This is a genomic window from Dongia sp. agr-C8, from assembly GCF_054658695.1.
In genome coordinates, this window is record NZ_BAAGHZ010000002.1 from 1,263,170 (window position 1) to 1,280,422 (window position 17,253).

A 17,253-nucleotide genomic window follows, 5' to 3' on the forward strand; every position below is an offset into this window, starting at 1 on the left:
CCAGATTCATGTTTTCACTGTTTGCCGCAGTGAACCGGTCCTAACGGTGCTTCTTGTGGAACCAGTTGCCGAACACGGCCGACACGAACGACCGGTCGGTGGTCAGCATTCCGAGAAGCACCGCGAGAACGATGAAGGCGCCGACGAAGGCACCCTGCCAATTGGAATCGATGCCGGCCATCAGCAGCGCATTGCGGATCACCTCCAGCAGCGCCGAGCCGACGATGGCACCATAGGCCGTGCCCGCCCCGCCCATCAGGTTGGCGCCGCCGATCACCGTCGCCGCGATCACGCGGAGCTCGTAGCCGGTGCCCATGGCGTTGATGGCCGAGCCGTTGTAGCCGAGCAGCAGCAGCGAGGCGACCGCGGCGGTGAAGGCCGAGAAGACATAGGTCTGGAACTTGATCCAGTTGACCGGGACACCGGTCATCCGCGCGGCCGGCTCGTTGCCGCCGATCGCGAAGAGATGCCGGCCCCAGGCGGTGAAGTTGAACACGAAGCCGACCAACAGCGCGATCAGCACCATGACCCAGAAATGCGAGGAGATCTCCGGCATCCACGCCGGCGCCCAGCCATGCGGCGGATGCAGCGGCCATTTCGCCTGGCCGATCGCCTTCACGGTCGGCGCGTCGGGGCCGAATTTGTAGAGCATCTGGTTCTGCGAGAAGACTACGGCCAGCGACCGCGCCAGCGACAGCATCCCCAAGGTCACCACGAAGGACGGCATCCCGACGTAAGCCACGAAGAAGCCGTTGACCGCGCCGCAGATGAGGCCGGTCAGCATCCCCATCGCGAACGCCACATACCAGGGATATTCCCAGGTCAGGAACAGGCCGGCGACGATCGCGACCAGGCCCATCACCGAGCCGACCGAAAGGTCGATGCCGCCGGTGATGATCACCATCGTCATGCCGATCGCCATGATGCCGAACGGCGCGAAGTTCCGCGCAATGTTGCCGACGTTGTTCGAGGTGCCGAAGGTTGGCTCGGCGGCGACCATCACCATGATCAGGATGAACAGCGCAACCGTCACCCAGAAGGGCTGGCTGCCGAACAGCTTCTTGGCAAGCGTCTGTTCCTTGTTGCCGACGACGTCGGAGATCGACGCGTGGTCGGATTCGATCGCGGCAGCTTCTGGTTCAGGCGGCACGAATGGCTCCCGTGATCAATCCGGTGATCTCTTCCGGCGAGGTCTCATGGGTGTTCTTGTCGGCGACCTTGCTGCCGCGCCGGAGCACGATGATGCGGTCGCAGACCGCGAAGACGTCGGGCATGCGGTGGCTGATCAGGATGACTGAGACGCCCTGCGCCTTCATCCGGCGGATGAGGCCGAGCACCTCGGCGACCTGCCGCACCGAAATCGCGGCGGTCGGCTCGTCCATCAGCACGATCTTCGCCTGGGAGAGCCGGGTGCGGGCGATGGCGACCGCCTGGCGCTGGCCGCCGGACATCTTCTTCACCAGATCGTGCGGCCGCGTCTCCGATTTCAGTTCCTGAAAGAGCCCGCCGGAGCGGTCGATCATCGCCTTCTTGTCGAGCACGCGAAAGGGCCAGAAACCCTTCTTCACCTCGCGCCCCAGGAACACGTTCTGCGCCGCGGTCAGATTGTCGGCGAGAGCGAGATCTTGATAGACGACCTCGATGCCTTTGGCCCGCGCATCGACCGGCTTGTGGAAATGGCAGACCTCGTCCTCGACCGCGATCTCGCCATGGGTCGGGCGGAAATTGCCGGCGATGATCTTGACCATCGTCGACTTGCCGGCGCCGTTGTCGCCCATCAGCCCGACGACCTCGCCCTCGCCGACGGAAAAGCTGAGGTCCGTCAGCGCGTGGATCGCGCCGAAATGCATCGAGATGTTGCGAATGTCGAGCAACGCCACGCCAATCCTCCCTGTCCGCTCGCGGCTCTGACGGCTGCTTCGCGGGGTCACATTTCATGTTGCACGCGGGCCTTGCCGCCATGGGCTCGGCAACCGATGCAAGGCTTATAGTATGACTTAATCTCCGGCAAAGGGAAGCGGTTACGGCCCGGGCAATCCGGCGCGCCCATCAAATGTCCATCAGCGGTAGAGTGCCGGCTGATCGGCCAGTTCGATCGCGACGCGCCGCCCTTCGGCCAGCGAGCGCAATCCCGCCTCGGCCACCGCGCTCGCCGCATAGCCGTCCCAGGCGCTGGCGCCCGACGCGCCGCCGCGGCCGATCGAATTAATCCAGGCCTGCGCCTGCAGCCGATAGGCCTCGGCGAAACGCGGGCGCCAGTCGGCGGGATAGGCGGTGCCCTGAATTAATTCGGCATTGGTCTCGGTGCGCAACGGCGCACGCAGGGCGATGGTTCCCTTTTCGCAGACCAGCTCGCCGCGCACGTCGTAGCCATAGGCCGCGTCGTTGAAGACCTCGATCGTCACCAGCTGCCCGGTCGCGGATTCGAGCACCAGGTAGACCGGGGCGCCGGGCGAGCTGCCCTTCGCCGGCTTCGGGCGGAACACCGAGATGCCGGTGAGCTCCGCGTCGAGCATCCAGCGCGCGATGTCGAACTCGTGCACCGCCGAGTTGCTGACCGCCATCTTGGAATCGAACCAGCTCGGCGCGGCGACATTGCGGTGGATGCAATGGAACATCAGCGCGGAGCCCAGGCGCCCGGACTTGAGACTGGCCTTCATCTCGGCATAGGCGGGGTCGAAGCGGCGCATGTAGCCGATCTGCACCAGCCGCCGCCCGCTCTTCGCCTCCGCCGCGAGCACGTCGAGGCATTCCGCCGGCGTCGGCGCCAGCGGCTTCTCGCAGAGCACCGGCTTGCCGGCGGCGATGGCGGCGAGGGTCAAGTCCTTGTGCGTCTGGTCGGGCGAGGCGATGAGAACCGCGTCGACCGCGGCATCCTGGATCAGCGCGACGGCATCGGTGAAGACCTTGGCGGCGCCGGTTTCATCGGCAATTGATTTGGCGCGAGGCGGATCGGCATCGTAGATCGCCTGGATGGCGGCGCCCGGCACCTGCGTGGCGAGAATGCGCGCATGGTCCGAACCCATCACGCCGACACCGATGATCCCAACCCGAACACCCACCCGCCTTCTCCCTTGCCTTGAATTGCGGGCTTACTAAACCGCAGGCGTGGCGGGCTGTCCATGTGCGCCTTGGTCCAGCGCCCGGCAATGATCCAGGCGCCGCTGGATCGCTTCCGCGCCGGAAGCACCCAGGGCCAATGCGCGACGGTAGTCGGCGATCGCCTCGCGCCGTCGCTCCAGGGATTCGAGAACGCGACCGCGATTGTAGAGAACTTCCGCATCCTCGCGCAGCACAAGGGCGTGATCGAGATCCCGCAGCGCAGTCTGAGCATCGCCCTGGCGATAGTGAACCGTCGCGCGGTTTGCCCAGGCGTCGGGGAAATTCGGATCCGCCTCGAGAGAGGCGGTGAAGTTCCGCGCCGCGCTCTCGAGATCCTGCGCCTCCAAAGCGATGATGCCGCGCAGGCAGCAGGCATGCGCGCGGCTCTCCACATGCTCGGGATGAAGCACCAGCACGCGCTCATAGTCGCGTAAAGCCCCGTCGCGCTCGCCCAGCGCGATGCGGACTTGCGCGCGGTTGAAATGCGGCTCCCAATAGGGCGGGCTCCAGCTGAGCGCGGCGTCGTAATCCGCCAGCGCCGCCTGATATCGCCCGGCGCGCTGCTGCAGCAGCCCGCGATCGAAGTAGGCCTCGCCGCTGCTGGGTTCGTAGCGCAGCAACAGCGTCAGATCCCCGATCGCACGCTCAGGCTGCTTCATGGCACGGTGCAGCTTGGCGCGGTTGTGCAGCAGGATTCCGCATTCCAAGGGAAAGCGCTCCGGCGCCTCGGCTTCCATCAGCGCGAGCGCATCATCCAGCAATGCGCGCGCAGCATCCTGACGGCCCTTGCGCATCTCGACCAGGGCCATGGTGTTCATCAGGAAGGCGTGGTTGACGCTGCGGGTCTCCGAGGCCGGCAGGCGAGCGGTGTATTCCAGCGACCGCTCGATCCAGGCCTTCGCCGCGTCGTAATCGTGCCGCGCCCGGTCGTAGAGCCGCGCGTTCAGGATCGCCATCGCATAGGTGACATGGGCGAGGATCGCCGGCTCCGCCGGTCGCCCCTGCACCTCGGCGCAGATCGCCTCGGCTTCCGGGATGCGGCCGAGCAGCAGCAGCGCGAACAGCATGTTGCGCGTGAGCTTGCCCCAGTCCTCGACTGCAGCGGCATCGAGCTCGGTCCGTCCGAGCGCCGCCCATTCCAGCGCTGCATCATAGGTGGCCATGCGCATGGCGAGATCGGACGCGCGCAGCAAGACCGTGGCCGCATCGGTGACGTCCTCGAAGTCGCTGCCGCGCCAGACTGCGCTGCCCGCGCGGAGAAAGCCTCGCGCTCCGGCGAGGAGATCGGCGCTGTCGCAGCGGCCGCCGCCTTCGCAGGCGACCCCCAGCCGGGCGGGATCGCAACGCTGCCGCAGGATGTCGAAGAGCTCGCGGTCGGTCGGGTCGGCCGCATCCGCATGCGTGAACGCAACGGAGAGTGTCGCTCCGGCCCGGTTCAGGAAGGCTTGCAGGAAATCGGCGACCCCATGGGCCGTGCGCTGGGTCCAGGCCGGCGGATTGCCTTCGCGCGAGAAGCGGAAGGAATCCCGGAGCTTGGTCGGGACGGGAAACTGCCCGGCGATTTCCGGCGCCACCAGGAGCAGCGACATCAGATGGTCGCCGGCGAGCGCCGCGCCCGCGGGCTGCGCGCAGACGAAGCGCACCAGGGCGCCGGCGGCCGTGTAAGGGCCGCGGCGCCCGCGATGCGCGTCTAAAGTGGTGCGGAGGCCGCTCAGCCGCCGGTCGAGCTGACGCAGACCGGGTCCTTGGCGCTGCCCGCCGGCGAGGAGATCATGCCGCCGGAGATCGAACGGAGATCGTCATCGCTGAGCTCATGCCCGGGCTTCTTGCTCGGGGCCGGCTTCGCGCTGCTCGACGGCTTCTGCTTGTTGGTCGGCATCAGATCCTCCTCGCTGGCTATGGACATTTCTGGGTCTTGGAATGGCGGGAGGGGTACCAGCTCCCCCGCCGGTGATCTCACTGGCCAGGCTTCACCGCAGGCAACAGCAGCGCGGGATCGGTATCGATCTTCACCGCTGTGTTCCACTTCTGGGCGCCTTGATTCATGTAGATCGCGCCGCCGGCCGCATCGGCCAGCTGCTTCTCGGAAAGCTCGATCGAGCCGTCCTTCGAGGTCTTCGCCAGGCTGTCCGGGGACGCCGGCTGGGACTTCTTGGAATCCGACATGGCAATCTCCTGTGGCTGTTGTGATGGACGTTCAGGCACCGGCTGAAAGCCGGGCCCTCTGATCCGTCGCAACCATCCCCAGTCCCGTTCATACTGCCCCGATGCCAGGATTCTGGCAAGAAGATGTGTAAAGTTTCACATTGGCGGCGCGTTCCGAAGGGGTTACTCTTGGAAGGTCGCTCGTTTGCGGATGGTTCGGGTTTGGACTTCGCGCAAATTTCCGAGCCCTCCGAACCACTTGAACGCGATCCGCGGCGCGGACGACCGACCTGAGGCAGGGATCCCGGGATGGCCGAAGCGGCATCCTGGAGGCGAGTTCGGGAGGGGGTATGACAGCCTCGAGCGAAAGGATTTTTCGGAAGGTGGCGCTCGAGCGCCTGTCCTCGCCGGAGCAGCTCGACCAGCTGGTGCCCCTGACCTCGCCGATCGGCTGGACCGCGGTCGTGGCGATTGCGGCCTTGGTCGCGGCGGCGATCGGCTGGAGCATCTTCGGCGTGCTGCCGACCTCGGTGAACGGCGCCGGCATCCTGGTCAGCCGCGGCGGCCATGTGTTCGACGCGATGGCGCCGACGCCCGGCACCCTGATCGACGTCGCCAGCATCGGCACGGTGGTGAAGAAGGGCGATCGCCTCGCCGCGCTCGACGACACCGAGCTGCGGCAGAACCTCCGCCACGCCGAGGAGGTGGTGAAGGAGAAGCAGGCCGACCTCGCCAGCTTGAGCAAGAACTTCGCCGCCCAGATCGACCTGAAGCACCGGAATGCGATGGCGCAGCGTGACAACCTGAAGCGCGTGATCGCCGCCGCGGAGAAGCGCCGCGACTTCTACCAGGGCCTGCTCGCCAAGCAGGACAAGATCGTGCAGCAGGGGTTTCTCACCCAGCGTTTCCAGGAGGAGACCCGCCGTTCGATGGACATGGCGGACCAGGAGGCGCGCAGCGCCCGCAGCGACCTGTTGCGCCTCGACGCCGAGGAATCCGATCTGGTCGGGCGCCGCGATCTCGCCGTGCTGGGGGCCGAGCAGGCCGTCAATGACGCCAAGCGCAAGGTGGCGGAGCTCCAGATCCAGCTCGATCAGTCGACCGAGATCCTCTCGCCGATGGACGGCGTCATCACCGAGATCAAGGCGACGCCCGGCACCGTGGTCGCCCCCGGCAAGCCTATCCTCAGCATTGAGACCGCCGGCAGCGGCCTGGAGCTGCTGCTCTATGTCCCGCCGGAGTTCGGCAAGAAGGTGGCGCCGGGCATGGAGGTCCGCATCGAGCCGGCGACGGTGAAGAAGGAGGAATACGGCACCTTGCTCGGCAAGGTGGTCGCCGTCTCCGACTTTCCGATGACCGCCGAAGGCATGGCCTCGGTGCTGCAGAATCCGCAGCTGGTCACGCGTTTCATGGAGCAGGGCCCGCCCTATGCCGTGCGCGTCGAACTGGCGCCGAGCAGTGACAACGCCTCCGGCTATCGCTGGTCCGGCGGACCGGGGCCGACCGTCAAGCTGAGCAGCGGCACCACGGTGCGCGCCACCGTCACCACCGACCGCCGTGCCCCGATCAGCCTGCTGCTGCCCTTGCTCAAAGGGCAGGCCGGCTTCTCCTCCTAAGACAGGCTGGCGATGAGCAAGCGGGTGCGCACGCCGACGGTTCTGCAGATGGAGGCGGTGGAATGCGGTGCCGCCAGCCTGGCGATGATTCTCGCCTACCACAAATGCTGGGTGCCGCTGGAAGAATTGCGCCTGCGCTCCGGCGTTTCGCGCGACGGCACCAAGGCCAGCAACATCCTGAAAGCCGCGCGGCATTACGGCCTCTCCGCCAAGGGCTTCCGCAAGGAGCCGGAGGAGCTGACCGGGCTGCCGGTGCCGTCGATCATCCACTGGAACTTCAACCACTTCGTCGTCTTCGAGGGCTTCTCCGGCAAAGATGCGCATATCAACGATCCGGCTTACGGCCATCGCAAGGTCAGCCTGGAGGAGTTCTCGGAATCCTTCACCGGTGTCGTGCTGGCGATGGAGCCCGGCGACGCGTTCACCCGCGGCGGCGCGCCGCCCGCGCTGATCGGCGCGCTCTGGGAGCGGCTGCAGGGTTCCGGCACCTGTGTAGCACTCGTGCTGCTGATGAGCCTGCTGCTGATCGTGCCCGGCGTGGTGACGCCGGTCTTCGCCAAGGTCTTCGTCGATGAGATCCTGATCGGCGGCCTGAACGACTGGCTTGGACCGCTCCTGCTCGGCATGGCGGCGACCGCTTTGCTGCGCGCGGCAATGCTCTGGCTGCAGAGCCATTATCTCCTCAAGCTCGAGAGCAAGCTCGCGCTCGCCATGGCGAGCCGCTTCGTCTGGCATCTGCTGCGCCTGCCGGTCGTGTTCTTCACCCAGCGCCATGCCGGCGATCTCGCCAACCGCTTCACCGCCAATGACGACGTCGCGCGGCTCTTGTCGAGCGGGCTCGCCACCACGGTGCTGAGCCTCGCCACCTCGGTCCTGTTCCTGATGGTGATGCTGGCGATCAACCTGACCCTGGCGCTGGTGGTGCTGCCGATCACCCTCATCAACATCGTCGCCTTGCGCCTGGTCGCGCATTACCGCGCCACCGCGGCGCAGCGGCTGATGAAGGACCGCAGCGCACTGATGGGGGCGACGGTCGGCATCGTCCGCTCGATCGAGACCATCAAGGCCGGCGGGCTGGAGCAGGATTCCTTCGGTCGCTGGGCCGGCTTCCACGCCAAGACCATGGCGACCAGCCGCGACCTCGACCGCGCCGGCGCGGCCTTGAGCGTGGTGCCACCGCTGCTGACCGGCCTCGGCATCGCCGCCCTGCTCGGGGTCGGCGGCATGCAGGTGATGGCGGGCAAGATCTCGGTCGGCGATCTGGTCGCCTTCCTCGCGCTCGCCGCCGCCTTCGCCGACCCGATCGGCCAGATCCTCAACATGGGCACCGCGCTGCAGGAGATCAAAGGCGGCCTCGCCAGTGTGCGCGACGTGCTCGCCTATACGCCCGATACCCGGTTCCTGCGCGACCAGGACACCGGGCGCGGACCGGCGCGCCTGCAAGGCGAAGTGACGTTGCGCGCCGTCACCTTCGGCTATAACAGCCAGGAGCCGCCGCTGATCATCGACTTCGACTTGAACGTGCGACCGGGGCGCCGTGTCGCCTTGGTGGGCGCCTCGGGCAGCGGCAAGTCGACGCTCGGCCGCCTGGTCAGCGGCCTCTACGCGCCCTGGTCCGGCAGCATCGAGATCGACGGGGTGCCGCTTGCCGAGATCCCGCGCAACGTGCTCGCCAACTCGGTCGCCTATGTCGACCAGGACGTGTTCCTGTTCCAGGGCTCGGTGCGGCAGAACGTGACGCTCTGGGACGGCAGCGTCGATGACGCCGCGCTCTCCTCGGCGCTCAAAGATGCTGCGGTGTTCGACGAGATCGCCGTACGGCCCGGTCGCCAGGATGCGGAAGTGGCTGAGGGCGGCATCAATTTCAGCGGCGGCCAGCGCCAGCGGCTGGAAATCGCCCGGGCACTGTCCGGCGATCCCGCGGTGCTGATCCTCGACGAGGCGACCGCCGCCCTCGATCCCGTGGTCGAGAAGGAGATCGACGAGAGCATCCGGCGGCGCGGCTGCACCTGCATCATCATCGCACATCGTCTCAGCACCATCCGCGACTGCGACGAGATCGTGGTGCTGCAGGAAGGCCGCGTGGTCGGCCGCGGCCCGCATGCCACTCTGATCGAGACCTGCGACGAATACCGGCGGCTGATCCATGCCGAGTAACGTCGAATCCATCGCCGGGCTGGTCGCCCTGCATGGGGTCCCCGAGCGGCTCGCCGCCGACGCGCCGATGCGGCTCGATACCTATTCCGGCTTCTTCCTGGTGCGGGCTGGCTATGTCGATCTCTTTGCCCTGCCGCTGCTCGACGGCGAGCCCAATGGCGCGCGGCGGCATGTGCTGCGCGTGCCGAGCGGTCGCCTGGTTGCCGGGCTCCCCGCAGCAGGAGATGCCGCCGTCATCGCCGTCGGTGGGCTCGAAACCGAGATCGAGCACTTGCGCTCGATCGAGCCGCTGACGCTGCCTTCCACCGCTGAAGAGCCTTTGCTCGACCTTTGGATCGCGGCCCTGGCCGAAGCCGCTTTCGGCCCGGCGCCCGCCTGGCCGGAACTGCTCCCCGAAGCCGGCGCCGAGACTGCTTGCGCCGCCGGCACCCGGCTGCATGCCGGTCGCCATGTGCTCTGGATCCACGCGACCGGCTGCAACATCGGCGACGGCGACCTTGCCATGACCACGGCGCTGCCGCTCTCCGCCGGCTTCTTCCTGCGCGCGCGCGACGACACCCGCGTCTTCGCCCAGCCGACCAGCGCCATGGAAATCGCCGATCTGCGCGACGGCCTCTCTGAGTTCCATCGTTTCGCGGCGCAAGCCATCGCCGCGACCCTCACCGCGCATGACCGCGCGGCGCAGCAACGCCTCGTCACCCGCGCCGCTTTGGACGCCAAGACCATGTCCGGCGCAATCCAGCGTCTCGCCCTGGTCGGCCGGCGCAAGGCGCGCGCCGCTGCGGCACCCGACGCGGCGCCGCTGGTCGCCGCCTTCTCGGCGGTGGCGGACCGGCTCGGCGTTCCGTTGGCGAACCTGCCGCGGGTCGATCTCCGGCAGAAGACCCTGCCGCAGCTCGCGCGTTTGACCGGTTTCGGTTTTCGCCGCGTGCTGCTGCGCGACGACTGGTGGCGCAAGGACAACGGCCCACTGATTGGTCATATCGCCGAGACCCATATGCCCGTGGCGCTGCTGCCCGACGGGCGCGGCCACACCTGGATCATCGACGGCAACGGTGAGGCCCGGGTCACCGCGAAGATCGCCGAGACGCTCGAGCCGGAAGCGATCACCTTCTATCGCCCGCCGCCGCCGGAGATCCGTTCGCTCCCCGGTCTCGCGCGACAGATCTTCCAAGGCGCCGGCGGCGATCTCACCGCGATCCTCGTCATGGGCCTGCTCGGCAGCCTCATGGGCACGCTGACTCCGATCGCCACCGGCTTTCTGTTCGAATGGGTGGTGCCCCGCGCCGAGCTCGGCACCCTGGCCGCGGTGATCGGCGGGCTGGCGCTGGCCGCCCTCGGCGTCGCCTGCTTCGACCTGGTGAAGGCGATCGCCCTCGTGCGCCTCGAATCGCGCATGGAGGCCGGACTGCAACCGCTGATCATGCAGCGCCTGCTCTCGCTCCCGGTCGGCTTCTTCCGCAACTTCGGCACCGGCGACCTGACCGACCGTGTGCTGGCGATTCAGCGGATCCGGCATCTGATCACCGGCACCGCGATCACCTCGCTGCTGTCCGGCGGCTTCGCGCTGGTCAGCCTCGGCGTCATCCTGTTCTTCAGCCCGATGCTGGCCTTGCTCTCGGTTGCCCTGGTCGGCGTCGCCGCGCTCGTCACCGCCGCGCTCGCGATCGCGCAGCTGCGTCATGAACGGGAAGCGGTGCGGCTCGGCGGACGCGAGGATGGTCTGGTGCTGCAATTCGTGCAGGGCATCAGCAAGCTGCGCGTCTCCGCCGGCGAGGCACGGATGTTCGGCCTTTGGGCCGAGATCTTCGCCGAGCGCCGCTCCGCATTGGTGCGCGGCCAGGGCTATGCCAACCTCCGCACCACCTTCTATGGCTGCTATCCTCTGATCGCCTTCCTGCTGCTCTACAAGGTGGCGGCGGGATCGCTCGGCGCCAACGGCCTTTCGCTCGGCGCTTTCCTGGCGGTCAGCACCGCCTTCGGCCAGCTGCTCGCCGCCATGATGGCGGCCGGCGCATCCTTGGCCGGCGTGCTCGGCGCCTTGCCCCTGTTCGAGCGTCTGAGGCCGATCGTCACCACCGCGCCGGAACGCCAGGAGGACAAGGCCGATCCCGGTCCCTTGAGCGGCGCGATCGAGATCAGCCGGGTGAGCTTCCGTTACGCGCCGGAAGCGCCGCTGGTGCTGGACGACGTATCGCTCAAGATCGAGCCCGGCCAGTTCGCCGCTATCGTCGGCCCATCGGGCAGCGGCAAGTCCACCTTGCAGCGCCTGCTGCTCGGCTTCGAGACTGCGGAGAGCGGCGACATCCTCTTCGACGGCCAGCCGATCGGCAATCTCGACACCTCGGCCCTGCGGCGGCGCATCGGCGTGGTGCTGCAGAGCGCGCGGATCATGAGCGGCAGCATCTACGAGAACATCACCGCCGGCCTGCCCTATGCCCTAGACGAGGCCTGGGACGCGGCGCGCATGGCCGGCCTCGCCGCCGACATCGAGGCGATGCCGATGGGCATGCATTCGGTCTTGATGGAAGGCGCCTCGACCTTGTCCGGCGGTCAGCTGCAGCGGCTGATGATCGCCCGCGCGCTCATTGGAAAACCACAAGTGCTGATCCTCGACGAGGCGACCAGCGCGCTCGACAACGTCAGCCAGGCGGTGGTGACGGATTCCTTGCAACGCCTGCATGCGACGCGGATCGTGATCGCGCATCGGCTGTCGACCATCCGCGACGCCGACAGGATCTTCGTAATGGAGCGCGGCCGGCTGGTGGAATCCGGCGGCTTCGATGAGCTGATGGCCCGAGACGGAACCTTCGCGGCGCTGGCACGCCGCCAACTGCTGTAACGACGGAGAGCAGGACATGCGCAAGGCGCTTTACATCCTGGGACAGCTGAACGACGCCGACATCCAATGGCTGGCCGATCACGGCCGCACCCGCCAATTGCGCGACGGCGAGATCGTGATCCAGGAAGGCCGGCCGATCGACGCGCTGTTCCTCAATCTCGAAGGCGCGCTGGCGGTCACCGCCGGCGACGGCGTCGAAGTGGCGCGGCTCGGCGCCGGCGAGTTCGTCGGCGAGATCTCCTTCGTCGATTCCGCACCGCCTTCCGCCACGGTCAAAGGCGTCGGCCAGTCCGCGGTCCTGGAGATCAAGCGCAGCGCGATCCAGCGCAAGCTCAGCGAAGACGTCGGCTTCTCCGCCCGCTTCCACCGCGCGCTCGCCGTTTTCCTCGCCGATCGTCTGCGCGCCGCCAACCGGCGCCTCGGCTACGGCAAGCAGGGCGATCTCGGCTCCGAGCAGATGCTGGAAGGCGAGCTCGACATGACCGTGCTGGATACAGTCGCCCAGGCCGGCGACCGCTTCAACCGGCTCTTGGGATTGCTGGCGACCGGCTAGCCGAGGCGCTGCAGGAATTCGACCCAGGGTGCCACCTTGTCCGGCAAGGGCTTGCCGTCGCGCAGGGCGACCAGGATCTGGCCGTCGAAACGAAGAGCGGTGCCGTGCGGCATGACCCGGAACGTAGTCTCGTTCTGGGCGTCGAGCGCTTCCAGCAGGACCGTGTTCAGCCGATCCACCGGCGCCGCGCGTGCAGCGACCGGCCGCAGCCAGCCGGCGCAACAGAGGCTGAGTGTGTTCGCCAACAGGTCCTGGGCGTCGGCGCTGGGCTCGAGGCAGTCGCGCAACGGGCGCGGCCCGTCCGCGAGTTTGGCCACCAGGCCGCGCACCACCGCGTTGTCGAAGGTAAGATCGCCGGCCTCGGTCGTCATCTTGTACTCGACGAGGGATGCCGGGCGCATCAGCGCGAAAGTCATCTCGAACAGGCGTTCGCGCCGTTCGTCGTCGTCGATCGGGCGCGGCGACAGCCCGAAGACGTCGCGGCGGAAGCGCTGGAACATGAAATAGTCGCGTGCCAGCTCGCGCCGGTCGGGATCGGCGATCGACTCCAGGGCTTCGCGGGCCTTGGCGCGGAGCACGAAGCTGTCGAAATTGTCGCGGAGCGTCGCCGAGCCGACCGGCGAGAGGCCGATCTCCGCCATGTCGCGGCGCACCTCGTCCACATAGCGCGGCCGCCAGGCCGGGCAGAGGTATTCATGCGCGAAATAGGCCTCCGGCCGCTTCGCCCGCTCTTCGGTGAAGCCGACCGCGGTCGGGCTGGCGGCCAGAGCGGCGGCACCGGCATTGCGCAGTGCCTCCGCGGCCTCGGCCGCGACCGCGAAGCGCGCGATGCTGTCGCCGGCGCCGTCTTCCGCCAGGGCATAGAGCAGATGCTGGAACGGTCCGTCCGATGCCCAGCCGGGCATCGAGTTGTAGCTCACATAGACGAGTCCGCCCGGCTTCAGGTGCCGTGCGATGAAGCGGCGGAGCGATGCCGCCGCCGTTTCATCGATCCAGGCATAGACGCCGTGCGCGGTGATGTAGTCGAACCGGGGAAGGTCGCGCGCGCTGGCTGTCTCGAAGTCCAGCGCATGCAGGGTCAGATTGCCGATGCCGGCGCGAGAAGCGATCGCCTCGCCCCGCGCGACGTGGTCGGGCATCACATCGACGCCGTGGAACGCGCCTTCGGGGTGAGTCGCCGCGAAGATGATCGGCGCCATGCCCGGGCCGCAGCCGAGCTCGCACCAGGCAAAGCCGTCCTTGCGATCGGGTGAAGCGAAACCGCAGATGGTCGCGACCAGGTCCAGCCATTCCGGCGCCAGCTCCGCGGTGAAGCCGGCGATATAGGGCACGTCGGTGACATAACGAATGTCCGCCGCCGCGCGGCCGTCGGAACCGGGATGATCCATGAGAGTATGGACGCGCGCCCGACCGGGAGGGTTCGAGCGCGCGGCCAAATGGCTTTCAGCCTTTGATGTAGGCGTCCATGGCGTTGTACGCCTTGTCGGCGGTCTTCGCCTTGCCGCCGGCGACCTTGGTCAATTCATTCTCGGTGAGCTCGATGCCGGCATCCTTGCCGGACTTGGTCAGGCTGTCGGGCTTCGAAGGCTTCTTCGACATGGAATGCTCCAAGGATAGGGGTTTGGAAGGCTTCAACCGGAGATGAGGATGTCGGTCAGCTTGATCTTCAGATATTCCTGCTGCTCGCCCTTGGCTTTCTGGCCGCCGGCGACCTGCTGCAGCTCCTTCTCCGAGAGCTCGATCGAACCCTCCGCCGAGGTCTTCACCAGGCTCTCCGGGTCCTTCTTGGAAACCTTTTTGGTCATGCTGCGCTCCTGCTTTCTGGGAAAAACGCGGCCCCACGGTCCCCCATCCAAGGACCGGTCGTGCCGATCTGTGGAAAGGTTCACGTAAAAACGCTACGCTCGGCTTGGATTCGAGGCAAGAGTTTGTGCGACTTCCCACAACTTGTCCCAATCCGCCGGAAAGCCCGGAAAATCGCACTATTCGGGGTCATCCGGGGGAAAAGGCTGGCGTGACCACCGTCACAAGCCTGCCAGCAGGGACGGCTTGCGCGGATTTGAAGGACCTTGGCGCCGGACCCCGCGCGCATGATTCGCGTCGCTATCGCCCGTCTCGGCATAGCGAGCAGCAGCCGACTTCACAGAGTGCCAATGCGGACGAATTGGCGATTGGGTATTCGGCTTGGTTCGCGGCCGATCGCTGCTGTATCAATCCGCGAAATCCCGATAGAGTTTTACGCTTCCCGGCCTCTGCCGACGGCACTCGCTCATCAACTGGAAACTCATGGCCGCAGAACGACCCGGCGCAGAAGCAGTGCCCGGCGAAGACCGGTACCGCGAGATCTTCGACGCCGCCCCCGTCTCTCTGTGGGACGAGGACTTTTCCGCGGTTGTCGTTTTCCTCGACCGGCTGCGCGCCGAGGGCGTGATCGACTTGCGCACGCATCTGGCGTCCCACCCGGAGCATGTCCAGGAGGCGATCGAGCGAATCAGGGTCATCGACGTCAATGCCTTCACCCTTGACCTGTTCGAGGTCGAGCATAAACAGCACCTGCTGCAATCGCTGGCCCAGATCTTCCTGCCGGAAACCGCCCAGGTCTTCGTCGACCTGCTGGTGACGCTCTGGAACGGGCACCGCCGTTTCGACGGCGAAACCCGCATGCGCACCATGAGCGGGCGCGAGATCGAGATCGCCTTCTCGATCCGGTTCCAGGGCGCGCGGTTCGAGCGAACGCTCGTCAGCGTGCAGGACATTACCGCCCAGAAGACCGCCGAGCGCGCCCTGCTGCGCCAAAGCCGGCGGCTGGAGCGGCTGAACCAGATCGCGAAGTCGGTCGCGACCGACATCGACAACCTGGAGCGCGTGGTGCAGACCGTCACCGACGCGGCGACCGAGCTCTGCGGCGCCAAGTTCGGCGCTTTCTTCTACAATCGCCGCGATCAGGCGGGCGAGAGCTACACCCTCTTCACCCTCTCCGGTGCGCCGCGCTCCGCTTTCGAGAGATTCGGGCTGCCGCGCAATACGCCGATCTTCGAGACTACCTTTCGCGGCCTCGGCACCGTGCGCTCGGACGATATCCGGAAAGATCCGCGCTACGGGCACAACCCACCGCATCGGGGCATGCCGCAAGGCCACCTGCCGGTGGTCTCCTATCTCGCCGTCCCGGTGATCTCGAATACCGGCGAGGTGCATGGCGGCCTGTTTTTCGGCCATGACGCGCCCGGCGTCTTCACCAGCGATGCCGTGGCGATCATCGAGGCGGTGGCATCCCACGCCGCCATCGCGCTCGACAATGAGCGGCTGCTCCGCACCCTGCGCGCGGAAAGCGAGCAGCGCCGGGCCGCGGCGCTGACCAGCAGCCGTTTGGCGGCGATCGTCGAAACCTCGGAAGACGCGATCCTGACCAAGGATCTCGACGGCATCATCACCAGCTGGAACCAGGGCGCCACCGAGCTGTTCGGCTATAGCGCCGAAGAGGCGATCGGCCAGCCGGTGACCATGCTGATGCCGGTCGAGCGCCAGAACGAGGAGCCGTCGATCCTGGAGCGGATCCGCGCCGGCGAGCGCATCGAGCCCTATGAGACCGTACGGCAGCGCAAGGACGGCACGCTGATCGACATCTCGCTCAGCGTGTCGCCGCTGAAGGACAGCACGGGCGCCATCGTCGGCGCCGCCAAGATCGCGCGCGACGTCACCGAGCGGAACCGCGCCCGGGAGCAGGAGCGCCTGCTGATCCGCGAGATGAACCACCGGATCAAGAACCTGTTCGCGCTGGCAGGCAGCATTATCAGCCTCAGCGCGCGCGACGCCGACAGTCCCCAGGCATTGAAGATCCAAGCCACCGAGCGCCTGGCCGCCCTGGCGCGGGTTCACAGCCTCACCTTGTCGCGTCACGGACAGGATCAGGCCGCAGTCGCGATGCCGACCACCCTCCATGCTCTGATCAAGGCCATCCTCGCGCCCTACGGGGATGGGCCGGACGGCGGGCGCCGGATTCGCCTCAGCGGCGACGATCTTCAGCTCTCCGCCTCCGCCATCACCAGCTTCGCCTTGCTGGTACATGAATTCGCCACCAATGCCGCCAAATACGGCGCGCTATCCGGCGAAAACGGGACGATTGCGATCGAGACCCGGCGGAGCGGCAACCGTCTCCTCGTCAGCTGGACGGAACGCCAGGGTCCGACGGTGATGGCACCGATTTCGGCCGAAGGATTCGGAGGCTATCTCGCCAAGGCGACAGTGAAGACGCTCGACGGACAGATCGCGCATAGCTGGGATGCGGAAGGCGTCACCGTGCGGCTCGACGTTTCGCTCGCGCGCGCCCAAGGCTGATCCCCAGCGACTCATAAAGACTGAGAGTTCACGCCGGTGTTCGCATTGGCGCGATTGCGCGGCTTGCGGCACGGAACGCGTATACGCGGGGGCCGTTACCCCTGCGAACTGCCTTGATCGAGAGATAGTCTCCCGCATGATCACGCCCGCATCCGCCGTCATTCTGGTCGTGGAGGACGAGCCCTTCGTCCGGCTGGATGCCATCGAGACGCTCAAAGCCGCCGGCTATCGCGTGATCGAAGCCTCGAACGCCGATGAGGCCATTTCAATTCTCGAACTCCGCCACGATATCCGCGTGGTCGTCACCGATATCCAGATGCCCGGATCAATGGATGGCTTGAAGCTGGCGGCGACCATCCGCAACCGCTGGCCGCCGATCGCGCTGATCATCACGTCCGGCCGGATCCGGATGGCGCCGCATGACCTGCCGGAGCGGGGCCGCTTCCTGCCAAAGCCTTACAGCGGCCCGCGCCTGATCGAAGCGATCCGGGCGTCGCTTTAGT

The 17,253-nt window shown here is 66.9% G+C and carries 15 protein-coding genes; 6 read left to right on the forward strand and 9 right to left on the reverse strand.

From position 1 onward, the window contains the following. Positions 1 to 40: 40 nt before the first annotated feature. The 6 genes from ACYQ4T_RS13595 to ACYQ4T_RS13620 all read right to left on the reverse strand — a co-directional run bounded on the left by ACYQ4T_RS13595 (position 41) and on the right by ACYQ4T_RS13620 (position 5,268). A complete protein-coding gene (locus ACYQ4T_RS13595; protein ID WP_459854899.1) occupies positions 41 to 1,150 on the reverse strand; it encodes an ABC transporter permease in 1,110 nt (369 codons plus the stop codon). After that, positions 1,140 to 1,880, reverse strand: a complete 741-nt coding sequence (locus ACYQ4T_RS13600) for an ATP-binding cassette domain-containing protein (RefSeq protein ID WP_459854902.1) — start codon at positions 1,878 to 1,880, stop codon at positions 1,140 to 1,142. Before ACYQ4T_RS13600 ends, ACYQ4T_RS13595 begins: the two co-directional genes overlap by 11 nt. A 180-nt stretch (positions 1,881 to 2,060) precedes the next feature. Continuing rightward, the gene (locus ACYQ4T_RS13605) at positions 2,061 to 3,062 is read right to left on the reverse strand and encodes a Gfo/Idh/MocA family protein (protein WP_459854904.1); all 1,002 of its coding nucleotides are present in this window, start codon (positions 3,060 to 3,062) and stop codon (positions 2,061 to 2,063) included. Between the two features lie 33 nt (positions 3,063 to 3,095). After that, positions 3,096 to 4,745, reverse strand: a complete 1,650-nt coding sequence (locus ACYQ4T_RS13610) for a tetratricopeptide repeat protein (RefSeq protein ID WP_459854907.1) — start codon at positions 4,743 to 4,745, stop codon at positions 3,096 to 3,098. 68 nt (positions 4,746 to 4,813) lie between these two features. Continuing rightward, the gene (locus ACYQ4T_RS13615; RefSeq protein ID WP_459854910.1) at positions 4,814 to 5,008 is read right to left on the reverse strand and encodes a hypothetical protein; all 195 of its coding nucleotides are present in this window, start codon (positions 5,006 to 5,008) and stop codon (positions 4,814 to 4,816) included. A gap of 50 nt (positions 5,009 to 5,058) precedes the next feature. After that, positions 5,059 to 5,268: a hypothetical protein gene (locus ACYQ4T_RS13620; RefSeq protein ID WP_395014739.1), complete on the reverse strand. Its 210-nt coding sequence runs from the start codon at positions 5,266 to 5,268 to the stop codon at positions 5,059 to 5,061. 362 nt (positions 5,269 to 5,630) lie between these two features. Between ACYQ4T_RS13620 and ACYQ4T_RS13625 the strand changes: the two genes are divergently transcribed. The 4 genes from ACYQ4T_RS13625 to ACYQ4T_RS13640 are packed head-to-tail and all read left to right on the forward strand — an operon-like array spanning position 5,631 to position 12,415. Then, positions 5,631 to 6,863, forward strand: a complete 1,233-nt coding sequence (locus ACYQ4T_RS13625; RefSeq protein ID WP_459854912.1) for an NHLP bacteriocin system secretion protein — start codon at positions 5,631 to 5,633, stop codon at positions 6,861 to 6,863. Positions 6,864 to 6,875: 12 nt separating this feature from the next. Beyond that, positions 6,876 to 9,020 (forward strand): NHLP family bacteriocin export ABC transporter peptidase/permease/ATPase subunit, encoded by a 2,145-nt coding sequence (locus ACYQ4T_RS13630; protein ID WP_459854915.1) that lies wholly within the window; start codon positions 6,876 to 6,878, stop codon positions 9,018 to 9,020. Further along, on the forward strand, positions 9,010 to 11,862 hold the full coding sequence (locus tag ACYQ4T_RS13635) for an NHLP bacteriocin export ABC transporter permease/ATPase subunit (RefSeq protein WP_459854917.1): 2,853 nt from the start codon (positions 9,010 to 9,012) through the stop codon (positions 11,860 to 11,862). The genes ACYQ4T_RS13630 and ACYQ4T_RS13635 overlap by 11 nt, the downstream gene beginning before the upstream one ends. 16 nt (positions 11,863 to 11,878) lie before the next feature. Next, complete coding sequence (locus ACYQ4T_RS13640) at positions 11,879 to 12,415, forward strand: cyclic nucleotide-binding domain-containing protein (RefSeq protein ID WP_459854920.1); 537 nt, start codon at positions 11,879 to 11,881, stop codon at positions 12,413 to 12,415. On the opposite strand, the gene ACYQ4T_RS13645 is transcribed toward ACYQ4T_RS13640, so the two are convergent. From ACYQ4T_RS13645 to ACYQ4T_RS13655, 3 genes are read right to left on the reverse strand one after another with little or no spacing between them, the layout of a single operon-like run. Further along, positions 12,412 to 13,803, reverse strand: a complete 1,392-nt coding sequence (locus ACYQ4T_RS13645) for a class I SAM-dependent methyltransferase (RefSeq protein WP_459854923.1) — start codon at positions 13,801 to 13,803, stop codon at positions 12,412 to 12,414. The genes ACYQ4T_RS13640 and ACYQ4T_RS13645 overlap by 4 nt on opposite strands. A 55-nt stretch (positions 13,804 to 13,858) precedes the next feature. Further along, a complete protein-coding gene (locus ACYQ4T_RS13650; RefSeq protein ID WP_459854925.1) occupies positions 13,859 to 14,014 on the reverse strand; it encodes a hypothetical protein in 156 nt (51 codons plus the stop codon). A gap of 32 nt (positions 14,015 to 14,046) precedes the next feature. Then, positions 14,047 to 14,220: a bacteriocin gene (locus ACYQ4T_RS13655; RefSeq protein ID WP_459854928.1), complete on the reverse strand. Its 174-nt coding sequence runs from the start codon at positions 14,218 to 14,220 to the stop codon at positions 14,047 to 14,049. 481 nt (positions 14,221 to 14,701) lie between these two features. Here ACYQ4T_RS13655 and ACYQ4T_RS13660 point away from each other — a divergent pair, with 481 nt between their 5' ends. Beyond that, a complete protein-coding gene (locus ACYQ4T_RS13660; protein ID WP_459854931.1) occupies positions 14,702 to 16,750 on the forward strand; it encodes a PAS domain S-box protein in 2,049 nt (682 codons plus the stop codon). Positions 16,751 to 16,886: 136 nt separating this feature from the next. After that, on the forward strand, positions 16,887 to 17,252 hold the full coding sequence (locus ACYQ4T_RS13665; protein WP_459854934.1) for a response regulator: 366 nt from the start codon (positions 16,887 to 16,889) through the stop codon (positions 17,250 to 17,252). The last annotated feature ends 1 nt before the right edge of the window (position 17,253 follow it).